The following is a 20,356-nucleotide window of genomic DNA, read 5'->3' on the forward strand; positions in this document are numbered from 1 at the left end:
TAATGAATATTATTAAAAATTAAAATGAAAATATTAATAATATTTTTATAATATGAAACAATAGATATACTATAATAATATATCTAATTATATAATATATTCTAATAAAAAATTTTAATTTTATATAAAATGTTATTAGAGGGGAATTGATGAAAAATATGAAAAACAAAATTTTAATTATTTCAATTATTTTAGCAACATTATTCTTATCTGTTAGTTTTGTATGTGCAGAGGATGTAGAAATACCTGATAATAATACTACGAATAATCAAACAAATAATAATACAACAGTTAATCAAAACAATAATACTACAGGAGAAGGAAATTCTACTGTAGATAATTCAAATACTTCTATAAAAACACCTAAAAAGCCTTCAAAAGTTTCTCAAAGTAGTGTTATTGCTGCTTCAAAAAAAGTCAAAGCTTATGCTGATAGATATAAAAAGTTACCCAACTATATTACTATTAGTAAATATAAATTTTCAATGCCTGAATTTTTCTATTTAATGTCAAAAACTATCAGTTATAAAAATAGTAAAATAAAGTCTAATGTAGTTGTTAAATATAATATTAAAAATCCTAGTAAAGCTTCAGGAAAATGGGTGAGAGGCAATATATATTCTTATTATTACTCCATATATGCAAATAAAATAATTAAATATATTAATAAATATAATAAAGCACCTAATTATTTAGTAACTGCTGGAGGCAATAAATTACAGTATCAATCAAATATTTATTTGTTTGCAAATGCATTAAGTAAAACAAAAACTAAACTTCCTTATTATGTTAATATTGATATAAAAGCCGGTCATCCTATAAATAAATATATGCCTTACTATAATAGGAATAAGCCAGTCAGCAAATTATTAGGAAAAGACAGTCGAGGCTATGTAGAGCTATTAGGGCCATATGGAAACCTTGATTCAAAAATTAAGATAGCTTATATTATAGGTATGCATCCATTAGAAAATAATTCTCATAGTACTCTTTATAAAACTTTAACTAGCTCTAAAAATTTAAAATATGCCTATTATATTTATAAAATAACCGTTACTCAAAACCCTAAGGATTATGATAATGGGAGGATGAATGGTCAATTACTTGCTCAAAAGTATATTCTACCAAACATTAAATTGAATAAATATAACTTAGTTATAGATGTTCATTCAAATCAAGGAACAAATGGTGGAAGTTACGAGAAAACAAACTTCATATTTGCTCCAAAAAATAGTGCTTCATCAAAATTAATTGCAAATAAGATAATTAAGAAAATTCCAGGACTTTCATATTATTATCCTAGCTCTCAAACAAGCCCACCATTTTGTACTGAACCACTAGTAAAAGCAGGAATTAAAACAATAGTTTATGAAACATACTTATACGAGTCTATGAGTACTACATTAAACTATATTAAGAAATTAATATCAGAAGTAGATAAATTAAGTCTTTAATTTTTATTTTTTAATTTTTGTTTAATATTTTATTTACTACCTCTATTTTTTATTTATTAATTTTTTATTTATTTAATATAAAAAATATAATAAAAAATTAAAATTATAAAAAATTAAAATTGATTTCTTCTATTTTGATGCATTTTTCCATGTAAATTACCTCTAAAACAAAAATCATTATTAAAATCATTATTCATTTTTCTATTATGAGAATTTTTAAATCTATTAAAACAATCATTTCTAAATGTTGAATAATCACCATCAAAATCAGAATTAAAGATCCTGTCTAAAATGCTATCAATCATATTTTTAGTTTCTAAAACTTTAGAATTGCTGTTTTTGTTTATATTATTATCATTATTAATTTTAATAGAGCTAACAACTAAATCTTTTAGATTGCTCATTATTTCCTCTTTGTCTGAAGATTCAAGATTATTATAAATTAATTTTTCCCATTCTTCATCAACTTTTCTAATTTCAGAAGCAATGTATTTTCCATAAGAGGTTAATGATATTTCAATATCGCGTTTTTCTTCTTCTTTATCTAAAACATATTTTTTATCAATTATTCCTAATTTATATAATTCAATAAAGGATCTTGCCATACTTCTATCATTCATAAATAAATATTTAGCTAAATCTCTTTTAGATACATTTTTTTCTCTATCAAACTCGACGATTAAAGGAATTTGATCCATATTTATATTTAAATCTTCAATTCGTTGATTTAAATATAAAACATATGCTTTATTTGCTATAGTCATGAAATTTGCTAGAGATAAATCTTTAAACTCATTTTCATCAATTTTTTCGTTAAAAAACATTTTTATACCTCAATATTTTTATTTAAATAATTAAATTTTAGCTATCAAAAAAGATAACTGTTACCCTGGGTGACAATATATTATTTGAATATTAAACTATATAAATGTTACCCTAGGTAACAATAAGACTATGATGAAAAATAACTATGACTACAATCATTATAATGAGATTATTATTCAATTTAAAAACAGCAAAAATATTAAAAATAATACAAAAAATACTTAAAACGATGATAAAAATAGTATAAATGAATATAAAATGATATAAAAGAATATAAAAGAATATTAAAAATAAAAATTATAATTAATTAATAATAAAATAATTAAAAACTATATAAATATAATGTTTTCTAAAATATTATTATTTTTTAAATCTTTTCCCTCTAAATTCTCCTCTTTTTCTAAAAAAATCTTTCCTAGACATATTACCTCTAAAATGATGTCCTTTAAATGGATGGCCTCTAGAATGATACATTTTATTAAAAGTATCAAAGTCTCTAAAATCATCAAAATTTTCTCTTTCTTCAATAATTGAATTCAAAGAAGCTTTAGCTAATGATTTTAATACTTTTTTCAATCCCTCTTCATCTAAATCAGGAAATTCTTTAATAAAATTTTTTAAAAGAATATTATCCCAATTTTCTTCAATTTCTTCAATTTTAGAGGCGATATCTTTTCCTTTATTAGTTAAAAAAACTTCATTCTTTCGTTTATTGTCTTTAGAAACTCTTCTCTCAATTATATCTTTTTCATCGAGTTTTTTAAGAGTTTTAGCTGTTACTGCTCTGCTTAAAAGTAATTTGGATGTTAAATCACTCTGATAAAGTGGTTCGTGTATTAATTCTAATATAAAAGGAATTTGGCCAGGAGTTACATCCAAGTAAGCTAATTGATGCATTAAATAATGTTTATATGACTTATGAATAATTTTAACTAAATCACTTATTAAAAATTCATCCATTAAATTTTTATCAATTTTTTCATCTAAATCCATATAATCCCCTTATTTAAAAAAATCAAATGATTTTATTGATTAATGTTCCAATGCCTTCGATTGTTACTTCAGCTATATCTCCCTTATTCATCTGTCCAACACCTGAAGGAGTCCCAGTAGCAATTATATCACCAGTATTTAAAGTCATTATACTTGAAATAAATTCAACAAGGTCTTTCGGAGAAAAAATCATGTTTTTAGTATTAGATTCTTGTTTAACTTCTTTATTAATAGATAAAGAAATATTTTGATCCATAGGATCCATTTCAGTTTCAATATAAGGACCAATCGGGGCAAATGTATCAAAACTCTTAGCTCTAGTCCATTGTTCATCTTTTCTTTGAATATCTCTAGCAGTAACATCATTTAATATTGTATAACCACCAATATGATCATCAACATCATCAAAACTAATATTTTTCCCTGTTTTAGATATTATAATAGCTAATTCTGCTTCATAATCTACCTCAGAGGACATTCTAGGATATATAATATCATCTAGATGAGCAACTACAGAAGAAGGAGGTTTTAAAAAAATTTTAGGTTCATCAGGGAGTTCCATACCAAGTTCTTGAGCATGATCTTTATAATTTAAACCAATACAAATAATTTTTGAAGGATTGGTAGGTGGAGCAAAAATAACATCTTCAAGAGAATAGCTATTTACAATCTGATCTTCAAGATATCTCTCATGTTGCCAATTATTTAAAACAATTTCAAGTGGATCAGTCAATGAAACAATTTTTTCACCATCAAAATAACCACTTTTAATATTAGAGGAATTAAAAGAACAATTCATAATATCATTATCATCACCAAGAAAATCATTGACAAAAAATCTTAAAAACTTCATATAATTCCTCATCAGTATTTAATAATGAATAATTTAAATAATCCTTTCTATAGGTACAACTAATATATCTCTAGCACCTGAATTTTTAAGTTTATTTACAAGATCAAAAACTTCTTCCTCATCTACAACAGCTTGAACCGCTACAGTATCTTCTCTATCAGATAAAACTTCTGAAACAGTAGGCCCAGTCATTGAAGGCATTAAATCTTTAATAATTTGTAAATTATCCTTTGAAACATTCATCATTAGCAATTTTTTCCTTTCTGCTTCAATAACACCGTTAATACTAATATTAACAGTGTCTATAAGATTTTTCTTTTCATTATTGTTAAAATATTCATTTTTATTAGCAATGAGCTTTATTGAGCTATCTAAAATATTATCAATAATTTTAAGATGATTCATTTTTAAAGTAGTCCCAGTACTAGTTAAATCTGCTATAATATCAGCTATTCCAATAAAAGGAGCTATTTCTGTTGAACCAGTAAGTTCAACAATTTTTGCATTAATTCCATGACTTTTAAGATAAGAATTAGTTAGATTAGGAAATTCAGTTGCTACAACAATCTCTGATTTGATATCATCAAGAGAATTAATGTCAGAATCCTCAGGAGAAGCAAGAATTAAGCTTGTTTGACCAAATTTAAGATCTGTTAAAATTTCAACATCAGAATTGCTTTCTTTGATTAAATCTAAGCCAGTAATTCCCATATCCACTATACCATCAGCTACAAATTCAGGAATATCAGCTGCACGAGCAAACATTACACTAATATCAGAATTATGAGTGTTTGAAAATAATTTTCTATTAGAAGCATCTTTAAGTCCAAGACCAGCTTTTTCTAAAATAGCTACTGCAGGGTCACTGATTCGACCTTTAGAAGGAATTGCAATTTTAATTTTCATTATTTCTCCTTATCATATCTATTTTTAGTTATTATATAAGTTTATACGATTTTATATAAACCCATATGATTGTATGATTTTATATAAGTTTATGTAAGTTTATATAAGTTTATATGAGCTTATATGAGCTTATATGAGTTATATAATTCATTGAAGTTTATGTAAGTTTATGTAAGTTTGTATGAGTCTATATGAGCCTATATGATTTAGTATGAATTATTATGGTTTTATAATAGATATAATTTATATAATTTTATATTGTTATTTTTATTATAATATTATTATTTTTATTAATATTATATTAAATATCACGTTATATAAAATAATAGATTAGTATCATAAGATTACAAATAATAATAAAAATAATATAAAATAATAATAAAAATAAAAATAATAATAAAAGATAATAATATAAAATAATAAAATAATTACTACATATAAATAAAAACTATTTATTATATATCAAGCATTGATAAATAGGCGATACAATGGAAACGAAAAATATTCTAATTAAAAGTGCAACAATACTAAATCCAAAATCAGCTGAAAAAGATAACATAGAGGCTTTTAGAGGGAATTTATTAATCGAAAACGATAAAATAGCTGAAATATCTAAAAAAAATGATGAACCCATAAATTCAAAAGGTGTAGAAAAGATTATTGATGGAGAAAACAAAATATTAATGCCCGGATTAATTAACACACATACACACATGTCTATGAATCTTTTTAGAGGGTTAGCTGATGATATGGCTCTTGATGAATGGTTAAACAATCATATATGGCCAACTGAAGCTGGATTAAATGGAGAATATTGCTATGATGGTGCACTTTTAGCAATTGCAGAAATGATTAAATCTGGTACAACAACCTTCAATGATATGTATTTTTTCATGGAAGATGTAGCTAAAGCTGTAGATGAATCAGGGATAAGGGGATGTCTTTCTTATGGAATGATCGACTTTGGTGATGAAGAAAAACGTGAAAATGAATTTAAAGAAAACATAAATCTAATAAAAAATTGTAATAATACTGCTGAAGGAAGAATAAAAACATTTTTTGGACCACATGCAACATTTACAGCATCAAAAGAGTTATTAGAAAGAGTAAGGTATGAAGCCAATAAATATAATGTTGGAATCCACATCCACATGAATGAAACAAAAAAAGAAATTGAAGATGTTAAAGAAGCTACTGGAAAACTTCCATTTGAATATTTAGAAGATATTGGATTTTTAGATAGTGATGTTTTAGCTGCACATGGAGTATGGTTGTCTAAAGAAGAAATAGAAATTATAAAAAAAAGAGATGTTAAAATATCTCATAATCCGTGTAGTAATATGAAATTAGCTTCAGGAATAGCTCCAGTTCAAGAATTATTATCAAAAAATATATGTGTAGGGCTTGGAACTGATAGTGTAGCTTCAAATAATAATTTAGATATGTTTGAAGAGATGAAATTTGCTTCACTTCTTCAAAAAGTAAATACTATGAATCCTGAAGCTTTAAATTCTAATCAAACAATAAAAATGGCAACAATTAATGGAGCTAATGCTTTAAATCTCGAAAAAGAGATAGGTTCAATTGAAATTGGTAAAAAAGCAGATTTAATATTAATAGATAATAAATCAGTTAATTTAAATCCAATGAGTGAAAAGATTAGTTCAAATCTTGTTTATTCAGCTAATGGATCTAATGTGAATACAACCATTTGTAATGGTAAAATTTTGATGGAAGATAGGAAATTACTAACATTAAATGAAAGTAAGATTATTGAAAAAGCTAATAAATCTATTAAAAAGTTAAAAGAAATAAGAGAAGAATTAAAATAAGTAATAAAAAATTGAAGATATAATACAAGATCACCTAATTACACATCTTACCTACTTAAAATCTTATCTACTTCAAATATTACCTACTTACACATTTAACACTATGATTCTTATTCATTACAATACTCTTTTTCCATTCTTCTTTTGTATCAGGGAAATCCTCCCTAAAATGAGCTCCACGACTTTCTTTTCTAATTAAAGCTGATTTTACAGTTAATTCAGCAATTTCAACCATGTTAATAACTTCTAAAGCTTCTTGAAGCCCTTTATTATAATGTGTTTCATTATTAATATCCATATCATTTAATTTTTCTTTTAATGTCTTAATATGAGATGAAGCTTCTTTTAAGTCTTTTTCATTTCTGATTATAGCTACTTTATCCCACATTAAATTTTGAAGCTCTTTTTTAATTTCAAATGGTAGAATAGATCCTTTTTTAAATAGTTTATCTATTCTATCAATTTCATTTTTGATTTCTTCATTGTTAATTTCAAAGTCAGAGCTTTTTGCAGCTTTTGATGCTGAAATTCCTGCTCTTTTTCCAAATACTTGGGTATCAGCTAATGCATTTCCACCAAGACGATTAGCTCCATGAACTCCACCAGCAGCTTCTCCTGCGGCAAATAAATTGTTAACAGTGGATCTACAGTTTTCATCAATTCTAACTCCACCCATAAAATGATGAGCAGTTGGAGCTACTTCCATAGGTTGTTTTCTTATATCAACACCAACATCAAGGAACTGAAAAAGCATTGTTTCAAGTTTTTCCTCAATAACCTCATCATCAAGATGAGTAACATCAAGATAAACTCCTCCATTTTCATTTCCACGTCCACATCTTATTTCATTATAAATAGCTCTTGAAACAACATCACGAGTGGCTAATTCTTTTCTATCATCATAATTACCCATGAAACGCTCATTATTTTTGTTTAAAAGAATCCCTCCTTCACCACGAACAGCTTCTGTAACAAGAATTCCTTTTCTTGAATCAGGGTATAACATTCCAGTTGGATGAAATTGAATTTCCTCCATATCAATAAGGTCTGCTCCCACATTGTAAGCTAATGCAAAGCCATCTCCATTTTTTTGAAGTGTATTAGAAGTTACTGGATAAAGTTGACCAGCTCCACCAGTAGCTAATATAACAGCTTTTGATTGGAAAAAAATGATTTCTGAATTTTTTAAAGATAATCCCCCTGCACCAATAACTTTTTGTTTAGAATCATCCAGTATCAGTGAAGTTATCATAACTTCATCAATTGTAGGAATTTTTTTCTTTATTATCTCCTCTTTTAAAGCCATCATTATCTCATGACCAGTTCTATCACCTTGAAAACAAGTTCTCCTGAATGTTTGACCTCCAAATGGTCTTTGATTTAGTTCACCTGAATCTTGTCTATCAAAAAGAGCACCATACTCTTCAAGATCGATTAATCTATCTGTAGCTTCATCTACTAATATTCTTGCTAATTTAGAATCATTAAGATAGCTACCACCTTTTATAGTATCTTTAAAATGAATATCCTTAGTATCTTCCTCATCAACAAATGCAAAAGCTGCATTGTAACCTCCTTCAGCCATTCCAGTACAACCTGATCTAAATGAAAGTCCTTTAGAAACTATCAAAGGATTAAGACCATTATTAGAAATTTCGATTGCTGCACGGCATCCAGCCCCCCCTGAGCCAATAATAAGAACATCTGATTTAATAATTCTAGTTTCCATAATAATAATATTTGATATTAATTTTATAAATATTTTTATAAAATTATAATAGTATTATGAGATTATAATAGTTTTATAAAGCTATACTATTTTATAAAATTATGAAAAAGTATTAAATGTTTATAGTATATTAAAGATATAAATTATAAAAATATAAAATTAAAATAATGATTAAATTAAGGATATACTAATTAAGGACATAAATAATAATAGTTAAAATAATGACATGAATAATACTAATCAAATGATATATTTAATAATCAATAGTAGTATTATGTAATAATATAAATGTTTTTTAAATATAAATATATTTTAAATATAAATGCCTTTTAATTGTCAAAAGAATATTTTTCAATATTATCAAAAAATATTAAATAGAATAAAAATAATCTATTAAACTAAATCATTATCAAATAATCGAATCATGAAGTAATTATATCAGGAGGAACTATATTGGATAAGAAAAAGATTATAAAATTAGCTAAAAAAGATTTTGAACGTGCTTGGGTTGAATCTGGAAATTTAGTAAAAAAATCACATCCCGATAAAGAATATCCTAGATTAAAATATGAAATAGGAAAATCACATATCTTAAATGATACAATAGCAATGCTTCGTGAAGCATACCTTAGACTTGGTTTCAGCGAAGCTGTTAATCCTTTATTTATTGATAAAAATGATGTTTACAAACAGTTTGGTCCTGAAGCCCCAGCTGTTCTTGATAGATGTTTTTATTTAGCAGGGTTACCTCGTCCAGATATTGGAATAGGTGTAGATAAAATAAATTATATCAAAAAGCTTGGAAAAGATATTAATGATGAAAAAATAGCTAAACTCCAAGAAGTTTTTAGAGGATACAAAAAAGGATATCTTGATGGAGACGACCTTGTATTGAAAGTTTCTGAAGCACTTGAAATAGACAATGAAGAAGGATTAAGTATTCTTGAAAAAGTTTTTCCTGAGATTAAAGATTTAATGCCTATTGCAAGTAACACTACACTTAGATCCCATATGACTTCAGGATGGTTCATATCACTTGAAAAGATGGTTAAAAAATCTAAAACCCCATTAAAAATGTTTTCAATAGATAGATGTTTTAGAAGAGAGCAAAAAGAAGACTCTAGTCATCTTATGACCTACCATTCAGCATCATGTGTTATTGTAGATGATGAAGTGACTCTTGACATGGGGAAAGCTATTTCAGAAGCATTACTTGAGTATTTTGGATTTTCTAAATTTAAATTTGTTCCTGATGAAAAAAAATCTAAATATTATATTCCAGAAACACAAACTGAAGTTTATGGATATCATCCTAAATTAAATGAATGGGTTGAAATAGCTACCTTTGGACTTTATTCCCCAATAGCTCTTTCAAAATATGGAATTGAAAAAGAAGTGATGAATCTTGGTTTAGGTGTTGAAAGAATAGCTATGGTTTTAAATCAGATAAATGATGTTAGAAACTTAGTATATCCACAATTATATCAAAAATTAGAGCTTAATGATCGTGATATAGCTACAATGCTAAATTATAATTACTACCCTGTTACAGAAGAAGGACAATCTCTAATGGAGAATATTTTAAATGTTTGGACCAGTGAAAAGGACTGTAATTCTCCTTGTGAGTTTACAATCTTTGAAGGAGAATTCTTAAATAAAGAAATATCAGTTAAAGCTTTTGAAGGAGAAAATAATGCTAAACTTCTTGGTCCTGCTTCAACAAACCATGTTTATATTTATGATGGAAATATTCTTGGTATTCCAGAAAACATAGAGGTAAGTATTAAGAAAGTTGAGTTAAATCCTCAAGAATATAATGAAAAAGATATTATAAATGAAATACCAGATGATACAAAAATTATTTATGATGCAGTTAAAAATGGTGTTCCAACCAATATACGATATATAGATGCATTAAGTGCAAAAACAGCTTATAAAATTGAAGAGGCAGTTCTTAGTAGATCAGAAGATTTAATATTTAGAAATACAATTGCAAGAGCTTTATCAGATGTTAATCTAAAGCTAGATACTATTGCTATGAATTATATAAATAATGAAAATAAATTAATTGATATTAGAGGACCTATATTTTCTACTATAAAATTAGAAATTAAATAATGATTTAAAAGATTATGATGGTTATTATGGAAATCAAAGGATCAGTAGCTACAGGATATGGAAAAGGAGCGTATTTTTTAGGACAAAAATTTTATAAGTCAAAATTCAATGAAAAATGTGGTTTTACACCCTACCCTGGAACGCTTAATATAGTTGTTCCTGAAAAATATTTGGACTCAATAAAAAGAATAAAGTCAAATACTAACAATATTATAAAGCCAAGAGAAGGTTTTGGTGGTGTTAGATATATTAAAGCTACATTAAAAGATCTAGCTACTCAAAATACTGTTACTGGAGCTATTGTATTCCCAGATAAAACCACACATGAAGAAAATTATCTAGAATTTATAGCAAAAGAAAATCTTAGAAAAAAATTTGATCTAAAAGACGAAGATGAAGTTAAAATCAGTATTGATGAACAATAAAGTAATAATAAATATTTATTAATGAAAAATTATTAGAATTATAAAAATAATAAAAATTGATTATAAAAAATTCAAAATAATAAAAAATCAATGCATAAATAATTATTAAAAATTTTTTAAGAATAATAAAAAATTGATTATAAAAATATAGGAATAATAAAGAATTAATGAATAATAAAAATTATATAGGTTTGAAATAATAGATATAAAAATAATAAATGGTGAAATCATGTTAAAAAAAGCATTAAAAGCATTACAAAATGGTGAATTTGTTCTTATGTATGATGATGAGAAAAGAGAAAGTGAAACTGACATGATTATAGGAGCAGAATTCGTTGGAGCTAAAGAAGTAGCTACCATGAGAAATGATGCTGGAGGTTTGATTTGTTGCTGTATTCATCCAGAATACTGTGATAGTCTTGGATTACCATTTATGACTGATATAATGGATGTAGCTAAAGAAAAATACCCAATCCTTGGAAAATTAACTCCAAATGATATTCCCTATGATGAAAGATCATCATTTTCTGTTTGGGCAAATCACAGGAAAACATTCACTGGAATAACTGATAATGACAGAGCTCTTACAATAAATAAAATGGCTCAAATGTGTAAAGAAGAAAGATTTGATGATTTTGGAAAAGAATTTAGATCTCCAGGCCATGTATCCTTACTTAGAGGAGCAGATAATCTTTTAAAAAACAGACAAGGACATACTGAGATAAGCTTAGCTATGGGTGAAATGGCTGGAATAACACCTGTAACCGTTGTTTGTGAAATGATGGACGGCAATACTGGTGAAGCAAGGTCTGTAGCTGATGCAGAAGACTATGCTGAAGAACATGGTTTAATATTCATGGATGGAAATATAGTTATAGAAGAATACCTAAAAGATTAAAAAATATAAAAGACTTTTTTAATCTTAAAATCTTTATTATTATCTAATACAACATATCAAGAATATTTTTAATTTTGAGAATATTTTTAATAAATTATTTTTAATTAATCTACTATTTTTAGCTTATTTTACTTTTTTAATCTACAAACTATTATTATATTTAATTAAAAATAAAAATAATAGATAATCTAGCAAAATTTAGATAACATCAAGAAACTATTATATTCTAACTAAACTCTATTATATACAACAAAACCCCATTTAAATCAGTTTTTAAGTTATTAAAAAAATTACTTACAATATTAAATAAATTTTCAAAAGAAAATCTAAATAGATTAAAAAATGATTCTGGAATATTTGAAAATCCCTCACTTTTATCTATTCCACGTTTTACAGATTCAATCTCTTTTATATTCTGATTATCATTCTTATAAATAATTTTCATTTTATTATTTTTATTGTGTTTATTGTGTTTATTATGTTTAAATTGTAGATTGTTCTCAATAATAAAATTTTGATTAGAATTAATAAGAAACAAATTGGAGTTTAAATTGCCCTGAATTATGAAATTAGGGGAAAAATGGATAGGAGTTATCTTAGTAGGCAATTTTGACACATGAAAAGGATGGCAACCTAATCCTATTGGTTTAATCAATTTGATAGGATGGCAACCAACTCCTATTTGTAAAACTGGATTAAATAATGTTAAATTAACTATTTCACTTCCATTTGAAGAATTTAAATCAGGATAAGAAATATCTTTATTAGATGAATTATCATCTAAGTCTAAAGTTTCCTGTCCATTATAATCATCGGTAGAATACACAAAAGAGACACTTATAAAAAATATCAACAATATAAAACTAATTTTCCCAATAATAATTTTATTCATAAATAACCACTCATTAAAATATTAATCATTATTAATTTAAATCAAAATTTACTTTATTAATGTTATTAACTCCTTTCCACTTTTAAACATTTATATACCCATTATAGTTAATAGAAAATAAATGAAAAATAAATAAATATAAAATAAGAATATTTAAATCTTTAAATAAGAAAATACTCCGTTCAAATCATTGATTAAATCATTGAAAAGATTTTTTATAAAATCAAATAAGTTTTCAAAATAGATTCTAAAATAATCAAAAAACTCATAATTATCTAAAAATCCTAAATTATTATTCACTGTTTTTTCTAAAGATTTATTCTCACTAATATTATTATTAATTTTAGTATTAGTATTATTATTTATTTCATTTGAAAAATATTTGTCATGTTTTAATTTATTATTACCATTAATTTCCTTATAACTATTCTGAAAAGTGATATTTTGATTAGAATTATAGAAAATTAAAGAATCAGAATTGTTTGAGCTCGGAAAGTCAATTATCCTATAAATTGGAACAATAGGCCCTGGAACAGTAGGCCAAATTCTGTGATTATAAGGTTCAGCAATATAATATATAATATGTGTAGAAACAGGATCCAAATTTATCATAGATCCATTATTATTTATTGTAGAACCATTAAATAGCATTTGAAAATTTACAAATCCGTAAATATCTGGATAAAAATGATTCCATGTAATCTTACCATTTTCATCAGTTATAAAAGATCTCACCTCATCACCAAAAGCAAAATTAATAGTTTGATTAGGAAGTGGTGCATTGGTTTCCTTAAATGAAAGAAAAACATCAAATGATAAATAAGGACGACTACTACCACAAACAACAAAAATTTGTTGTGTGAATTTTTTTATTGTAAACTCTAATATAACATTACTAGATTCATTAAAACTATTCACTTCATCAATCAACAAATCAGGAGGAAGTATAAATATAGGAATGCTTGAATTATTTAAATCAGCATAATTATTCAAAGAATCATTATCACTAGATTTATTATCTAATTCTATAGTTTCTTGCCCATTATAATCATCCATAGAATACACACAAGAAACACTTATCAAAAATATCAATAGTATAAAACTAATTTTTCCAATAATAATTTTATTCATAATAACCACTCATTAAAATATTATTTATCATAATAAAAACCCCTTTATAATTTAAATCATTTTTATTCGAATTTTAGAAGCTTGTTTCAAGCTTTAAAATTTATTAAGTTCTAAAATATTCTAAAATCATCTATCAATAAATTATAGCATTTTTAATTCAATTATATAACTAATTATATAAAATAAGATTATATAATCTAAAAATAACTATAATCACTAATATAAAAAAAGAAATTTAAAGTAGAATTAGATTAATAAGTATTATAAATAAAGTTAAAACAAAAATAATGCTAAAACTAAATTAAAATACTAAAAAAGAAAGTAAAATTGATTAAAATCAAAAATTCTACTTTAAATATGATTAAAATGTTCTTTACCATTATTATGATGTTCTATAAAAATAGCAACAAAAAATGAAATAGTTAAAATCGGAGCATCAACTGACTCAAAAAAAGGAATACTAGAAAAGTCATTGCTAATAATCATTTTATTGAAATTAAAATTAGAGACAGCTTTAATGAATTTATTAAAACTTTCAATACCTTTTCCTGTAAAATAATAACTTGATATCAACACCAAATTGTATTCATTATCATAATTAGCAGTATCACTACTTTCAGGAATATTTTCATAAGGAAGCAGATCAAAAATGTTATTATAATCAATATTATCAAATTTAATAGAATAATTTTCATAACTTCTCTCTGAAATTTGATTATGAGTTCGATTATAGGTAATATGACCAGAATTATAGTTATTATAGCGATGATCAATGTTTAAAATTGAATCTTGATTATTAGAACCAATAATAAAAATAAAATCAGAAATAATACCCGGATTAAAAGGATAATTGGTTATTTGAGAATCGAACAATGTTTCAAAATTTAAATAACCAAAAATATTATAACCCATATAATCATCTTGAAGTTGGAAAATAAAATTATTGAATATAAATTTATCTTTAACATAATTCTCTAGTCCAAAAACATTATTAATGTTATTAATACTATTAATACTATTAATATTATTAAATTTATAATTAAAATTAAAATAATCATTATATATTGAAATAAACTGATTATTAGCTATTGAATATGAAGAAGATGGAGAATAAATAATAAGAATATAAGGCATATTATAAAGATTTTTATTATAAGATGATGCAATAACAGCACTACCAGATACAACAGCTCCAGTGTTTATAGCAATAGATATAGCACCACTCACACCACTACTATTAAATTGGCTGGAAGAACCAACAGTTGTACAAATAGAATTATCCTCTATTAAATGAGTAGAATCATCAATTAAAGTCGATGTATCATTGTTAATATTACTAGTATTAGTATCATTAATACTATTATTAATATCATTACTATAATTATTAATAGAAATAGTATCATTATTAATAGGAATATTAGAAATATCTGTGATATTTTCAGAATCATAACCATAAACATTAGTTAAAGATAAAACAGATAACAATAAGAATAAAAAAAGTACGAATAAAAAGAAGATTTTATCCTTATTAAACTGTATTTTTCTATTTAATATCATATTCTATCATCTATACTACCCACATAATCTCAAAGGAATGAATTTTAATATGAAAGCGAGCGTTCTTTATTTAATAAAATTTATAAATTTAATGCTATATAAATATATCGATTGATAATTAAATAATATAAAAGTAGAGATAGTCAAAAGTCTAAACCACTAAAGGAAAACTATCTTAAAATCCTTTATTTAGGAAATGAAGAAAATTTTCTTCTTGAAAAATGACTTTTACCTAGGTCTAAAAAGAACTAAAAAATAAAAAACACTAAATTATTTAATATTTATTAGTTCATATGAACATTATGATTTATTTTTTTAATATTATTCTTATATCCTTTAATAGAAAGTCTTTTACTTATACTACTATTAACACTATAAGACACAGCACTAACAGAAGGCAAGAAAATAAAAATCAAAAGAACAATAATCACGTTAACTATAGCAAAAATAAAGTTACTTCGCTTAAATTCATCCATCTTATCAGAAACTCCTCCAATAAACTAATAATAAAATTTATAACTTCCACACATCAAAAATCCACTAAAACTTAAACTCTAAACTTTAATTTTCTTTAAAACATTATTCCCCTTAAATTTTGTAGATTTAGGTTTTTTAACAATAGATTTAAGAATATAATTACCAGACTTAGCAGACAACCTCCACCTAAGAGATATACTCCTTTTTGGCTTCAATTTAGTAACCTTCAAAACAGCTATTCTTTTTTTGCGATTATAAGTAACCTTAGCAGATTTAAAATCTTTACATTTAATTTTAGGTTTAATATACTTAACTCCCTTAGGAATCCTATAATAAATCTTAAAAGTCGAATGTTTAGGGCCAAAAACCTTAAAATAACTTTTCATGCCAATAGTACGATTCTTAACAAAAACATTATTACTTTGCTTCAAAAAAGACTTATAAACATAAAGATCACACATTGCAGTATTATCACCACCACCATAAGAAGGAATAATCTCATCAGATTGAACTAATATAGTATTATAACCAAATTCGGTTAGTTTATATTTTATAGTAGCAATACCTTTAGAATCAGTTTTAATAGTATTGAGAACTTTACCAGGATATGGTGAACCAGTAGTAATCACATTAACAAAAAGTTTCATGTTTTTAACAGGTTTATTATCATGTCCTATTAATTTAACTTTAATTGTAGCTTTTTTACCATAATAAACATTTTTTGTTGAAAATTTAAAATATTTAATATCACTTTCATTTTTTATAACATAATGATCAGGTCTAGCATCGACACTACCAATGACAATAAAAGATAATATTATCATCAAAACAACTAAAAACATTGAAATTAACCTAAATTTTAACATAACAAACAATTCCCTAATAAAATAAATTCATAAAACATTATATAACATGATATGTATGATCTTTTTTATTAACAGAAACCTTTCAAAACTCATAAAATAAACCTCAATTTTAATATTCACCATGATTTATTTGTTTTTATTAAAATTATTTCTTGAATAAACAGTATGTACTGCTTTATTCTTTTTCACACCGAATTTATTCCTAGTTAGCTTATTTCCAACACCCAATAACTTTATCTGATGATGTTTATTCAACTTAATAATGTTTCGAGTAATAATATTCTTATTTCCAATAATTTTAATTCCATGACCCTTATTTTTGGTAATTGTGCATTTTTTAATAGTGTTTTTATGTCCAAGTATTTGAGCACCGAATTTCTTATTCTTACTTATAATATCAGCATATAAAGTATTTTTATGGCCTTTTATACTTATTCCATAACTTTTAGATTTAATTTGATTATTTTTAATTTTATTTTTATCTCCGTTTATAGTGATACCTATTTTTGATGTGATTTTATTTGAATCAAGCTCATTATATTTTCCATTAACTGTAACAGCATACTTTTTACTAATAATATTATTTTTAAATAAATAATTATAATTCCCTTTAGCTGAAATACCTACATTTTTAACATCAACACGGTTATTATAAACTAAATTATAGGTTCGAGTATAAAGCCCACAGCCAAATTTAAATATCTTATTATCCTCAAAAACATTATAACTCCCTTGTAATTTAACACCATAACCAAACCACGAACCATTAATAATATTTTTCTTAAAAACATTAGAAAAACCAAGAATAGTCAAACCATCACTTTTAGAACCAATTATATTATTATAAGAAAAAACATTTTGATCAGAATCAATATACAAACTTTTATAATTATTAATAAGAGAATTATAAGTCACATTATTACCATAAGCAAATAAACTAATGCCATAACCTTTAGAATTGTTGATTTTGTTGTTTTTAATAGTATTCTTATAACCATAAACAGAAACACTATTAGACTTAGTATTGGAAATACTATTATCTCTTATGACATTTTTAACACCACTAATAATGATACCATTTACTCCTCCAGAAAAAGAATTTAGTAGAATGCTATTATTATCAGAACCAACATAGACACATTTAATATTAACAAAATCATTATTGGAAATAATATTATTAGAAGATCCTAAATAAACACCATAACCTTTAGAATTGTTGATTTTGTTGTTTTTAATAGTATTTTGATAACCATAAACAGAAATACTATCAGATTTAGAATTAAAAAATTTATTACCACTAATAATATTACGATTTCCTCTAAGAACAATATCATCAGTACAATTAGAAAAAACATTCAAAATAATATTATTATCATTAGAACCAACATCAATCCCTGCAACATTACCAATAAAACTATTATTAAAAATATTATTGCCATTAGAAGAATCTAAAGAAACACCAACACCATTACCAATAAAAACATTATCAGACAAAACACTGCCATCAAAACCAGACAAAAGAACACCGCTAAGACCATTACCACTAAAAACATTATTACGAATCCATAAATTTTCAGAATCCAAAACCAAAATACCATACTCACCATTATCAGACACAATATTATCACTAATCATTGAATAAACTGAATAAATACCCGAAAGATTCAAATAGACACCTTCAGAACCAAGATAGATACTTGAAATATCAGAATTAAATATATGATATGGGTTAAATGGATTAGTACTAGTGAAAGATTCAGAACCATTAAGAAATGCAGCAATAGCACTATATTTTGAAATGCTAATACCTTTACCGTTATTATTAGTTATATTATTCTTAAAAACATTGATATTGGTTTCACCTAATATCAAACCATCCCCTTTATTATTGAAAACCCTATTATTAATAAGAAAAGAATTATTAGAATAAAAAATGCTCATAGCATCACCATAATTATTATTAACAATATTAAAATTAACCTTAGCTGCATTGAAATTATGTATTTCGATACCATAACCATTATTAGAAATATTATTTTCACTAATAATAGCAGAATATTTTAAATATTTCATGTGAGGAGGTATCGCAGAAAATATATTATCTGGTAATATACATGGTGAATAAGGACTGGTTTGGTTATTAATATCATTTTCAAGATAAATAGCCCTTTCTTTATTTTTTTCTATAGAGTTATTGAATATTCCAATTAAAGCAGAGTATAATGCATTTATACCTTCATTATTGCCAATTATTTTATTAGTATTAATTAAGGTGTTTTTTGTGTTAGTTATTGAAATTCCTAAATTAGTGTTATTTGTTATTGTGTTATTGTTGATTCCAATAAAGTTTCCATAGGAAATATAAATTCCATCGGCAGCATTGAATGTGATATTGTTGTTAGTAAGATTAATATTTTCAGAATTTCCTAAAGAAACACCTATATCTTGACTATTTTTAATATTATTTGATTTTATTTTAGCATTTTTAGTTAAATCTAAAGATATTCCTTTATTTTTACTATTTTTTACCTTATTTTTAGAAACGTTAACATCTTCACTATCATAAACAGAAATCCCATTGAAAGCATCATCTATATCATTATCAATAATCTTATTTTTTCTAGATTTATAGGTAGAAATACCATCACTACGACTATTTTTAATATTATTATCATTAATCTTTAAATTATTAGCATTATTTGATGAAATTCCAATACTATTATTATCTAAAGCGTTATTAGAAACATTTACATTTTCACTGTTATCTATAGAAATTCCATGACTTTTAGTATTACTAACATTATTAGTAGTAATTTGTGTATTGTTTGACTCCATTATATTAATACCAGACCCTGAATCCTGAATATCATTATCAAAAACATTTACATTATTAGAACCAGTGATAAAAATACTATCAGAATTATCATCTCCACTAAAATTATTATTAAGGATACTAACATTATTAGAACAGCTAACAGAAATCCCATTATCATTAGAATAAAAACTATTATTAGACAAAATAAGATTATCTAAAAATGAAGCAGATATTCCAGTAGAATATCCTATAATATTAAAACCAGTGATAGTTGTATCATGCCCTAAAATATTGAAAGCATAATCAAGCTCATTATCAGTTCCATTTAATAAAATATCCTCATTAGAAACAATATTAATAGAATTGTAAATAATTAAACAAATATCCCTATAAATGCCATCAGTAGTTTTAGAAAATATCAACTCAGTAACATTTAATCCTTTATTATCAATTAAAACCTGAATATCATCATTAGACCAAGACTCATTAACAACATAAGTAGAAGCACTAACACAAGATAACGAACCTAAGGTTAACAACAAAAACAATCCTATTACAAAGCACTTTTTAAATAAACAATTCATA

16 protein-coding genes are annotated in these 20,356 nt (G+C 24.7%); 5 read left to right on the forward strand and 11 right to left on the reverse strand.

The genetic code is table 11. The features are described from left to right. Window positions 1-149 precede the first annotated feature (149 nt). Window positions 150-1,454 (forward strand): hypothetical protein, encoded by a 1,305-nt coding sequence (locus MarbSA_RS05550; protein ID WP_054835485.1) that lies wholly within the window; start codon window positions 150-152, stop codon window positions 1,452-1,454. A 113-nt stretch (window positions 1,455-1,567) separates the two neighbouring features. Here the strand turns inward: MarbSA_RS05550 and MarbSA_RS05555 are convergent, their stop codons facing one another. From MarbSA_RS05555 to hisG, 4 genes are all read right to left on the reverse strand, one after another. Then, window positions 1,568-2,278 (reverse strand): MarR family winged helix-turn-helix transcriptional regulator, encoded by a 711-nt coding sequence (locus MarbSA_RS05555; RefSeq protein ID WP_054835554.1) that lies wholly within the window; start codon window positions 2,276-2,278, stop codon window positions 1,568-1,570. A 361-nt stretch (window positions 2,279-2,639) separates the two neighbouring features. Next, a complete protein-coding gene (locus MarbSA_RS05560) occupies window positions 2,640-3,272 on the reverse strand; it encodes a MarR family winged helix-turn-helix transcriptional regulator (protein ID WP_054835553.1) in 633 nt (210 codons plus the stop codon). Window positions 3,273-3,294: 22 nt separating this feature from the next. After that, window positions 3,295-4,125: a fumarylacetoacetate hydrolase family protein gene (locus tag MarbSA_RS05565; protein ID WP_221061121.1), complete on the reverse strand. Its 831-nt coding sequence runs from the start codon at window positions 4,123-4,125 to the stop codon at window positions 3,295-3,297. Window positions 4,126-4,158: 33 nt separating this feature from the next. Continuing rightward, window positions 4,159-5,031, reverse strand: coding sequence for an ATP phosphoribosyltransferase (gene hisG, locus MarbSA_RS05570; RefSeq protein ID WP_054835552.1), 873 nt, complete (start codon window positions 5,029-5,031; stop codon window positions 4,159-4,161). Between the two features lie 488 nt (window positions 5,032-5,519). Between hisG and MarbSA_RS05575 the strand changes: the two genes are divergently transcribed. Continuing rightward, window positions 5,520-6,863 (forward strand): amidohydrolase family protein, encoded by a 1,344-nt coding sequence (locus tag MarbSA_RS05575; protein WP_221061122.1) that lies wholly within the window; start codon window positions 5,520-5,522, stop codon window positions 6,861-6,863. A gap of 79 nt (window positions 6,864-6,942) precedes the next feature. On the opposite strand, the gene tfrA is transcribed toward MarbSA_RS05575, so the two are convergent. Further along, a complete protein-coding gene (gene tfrA / locus MarbSA_RS05580) occupies window positions 6,943-8,592 on the reverse strand; it encodes a fumarate reductase (CoM/CoB) subunit TfrA (protein ID WP_221061123.1) in 1,650 nt (549 codons plus the stop codon). A gap of 453 nt (window positions 8,593-9,045) precedes the next feature. Between tfrA and sepS the strand changes: the two genes are divergently transcribed. The 3 genes from sepS to ribB all read left to right on the forward strand — a co-directional run bounded on the left by sepS (window position 9,046) and on the right by ribB (window position 12,033). Then, window positions 9,046-10,710, forward strand: a complete 1,665-nt coding sequence (gene sepS / locus MarbSA_RS05585) for an O-phosphoserine--tRNA ligase (protein WP_221061124.1) — start codon at window positions 9,046-9,048, stop codon at window positions 10,708-10,710. Between the two features lie 26 nt (window positions 10,711-10,736). Then, window positions 10,737-11,135 (forward strand): DUF120 domain-containing protein, encoded by a 399-nt coding sequence (locus MarbSA_RS05590; RefSeq protein WP_054835287.1) that lies wholly within the window; start codon window positions 10,737-10,739, stop codon window positions 11,133-11,135. A gap of 229 nt (window positions 11,136-11,364) precedes the next feature. Continuing rightward, entirely contained in the window at window positions 11,365-12,033 is a 669-nt protein-coding gene (gene ribB, locus MarbSA_RS05595) for a 3,4-dihydroxy-2-butanone-4-phosphate synthase (RefSeq protein WP_054835286.1), read from the forward strand. Window positions 12,034-12,259: 226 nt separating this feature from the next. Here ribB and MarbSA_RS05600 read toward each other — a convergent pair whose 3' ends face one another. The 6 genes from MarbSA_RS05600 to MarbSA_RS05625 form a co-directional block, all read right to left on the reverse strand. Continuing rightward, complete coding sequence (locus MarbSA_RS05600; protein ID WP_221061125.1) at window positions 12,260-12,925, reverse strand: hypothetical protein; 666 nt, start codon at window positions 12,923-12,925, stop codon at window positions 12,260-12,262. A 153-nt stretch (window positions 12,926-13,078) separates the two neighbouring features. Continuing rightward, a complete protein-coding gene (locus tag MarbSA_RS05605) occupies window positions 13,079-14,056 on the reverse strand; it encodes a hypothetical protein (protein WP_221061126.1) in 978 nt (325 codons plus the stop codon). 351 nt (window positions 14,057-14,407) lie between these two features. After that, window positions 14,408-15,613, reverse strand: coding sequence for a hypothetical protein (locus MarbSA_RS05610; RefSeq protein ID WP_054835017.1), 1,206 nt, complete (start codon window positions 15,611-15,613; stop codon window positions 14,408-14,410). A 284-nt stretch (window positions 15,614-15,897) separates the two neighbouring features. Next, entirely contained in the window at window positions 15,898-16,089 is a 192-nt protein-coding gene (locus tag MarbSA_RS05615; RefSeq protein ID WP_221061127.1) for a hypothetical protein, read from the reverse strand. 78 nt (window positions 16,090-16,167) lie between these two features. Continuing rightward, window positions 16,168-16,932: a hypothetical protein gene (locus MarbSA_RS05620; RefSeq protein ID WP_221061128.1), complete on the reverse strand. Its 765-nt coding sequence runs from the start codon at window positions 16,930-16,932 to the stop codon at window positions 16,168-16,170. Window positions 16,933-17,082: 150 nt separating this feature from the next. Then, on the reverse strand, window positions 17,083-20,355 hold the full coding sequence (locus MarbSA_RS05625; protein ID WP_221061129.1) for a right-handed parallel beta-helix repeat-containing protein: 3,273 nt from the start codon (window positions 20,353-20,355) through the stop codon (window positions 17,083-17,085). Window position 20,356: the final 1 nt, after the last annotated feature.

Source organism: Methanobrevibacter arboriphilus (assembly GCF_019669925.1).
GTDB lineage: Archaea > Methanobacteriota > Methanobacteria > Methanobacteriales > Methanobacteriaceae > Methanobinarius > Methanobinarius arboriphilus_A.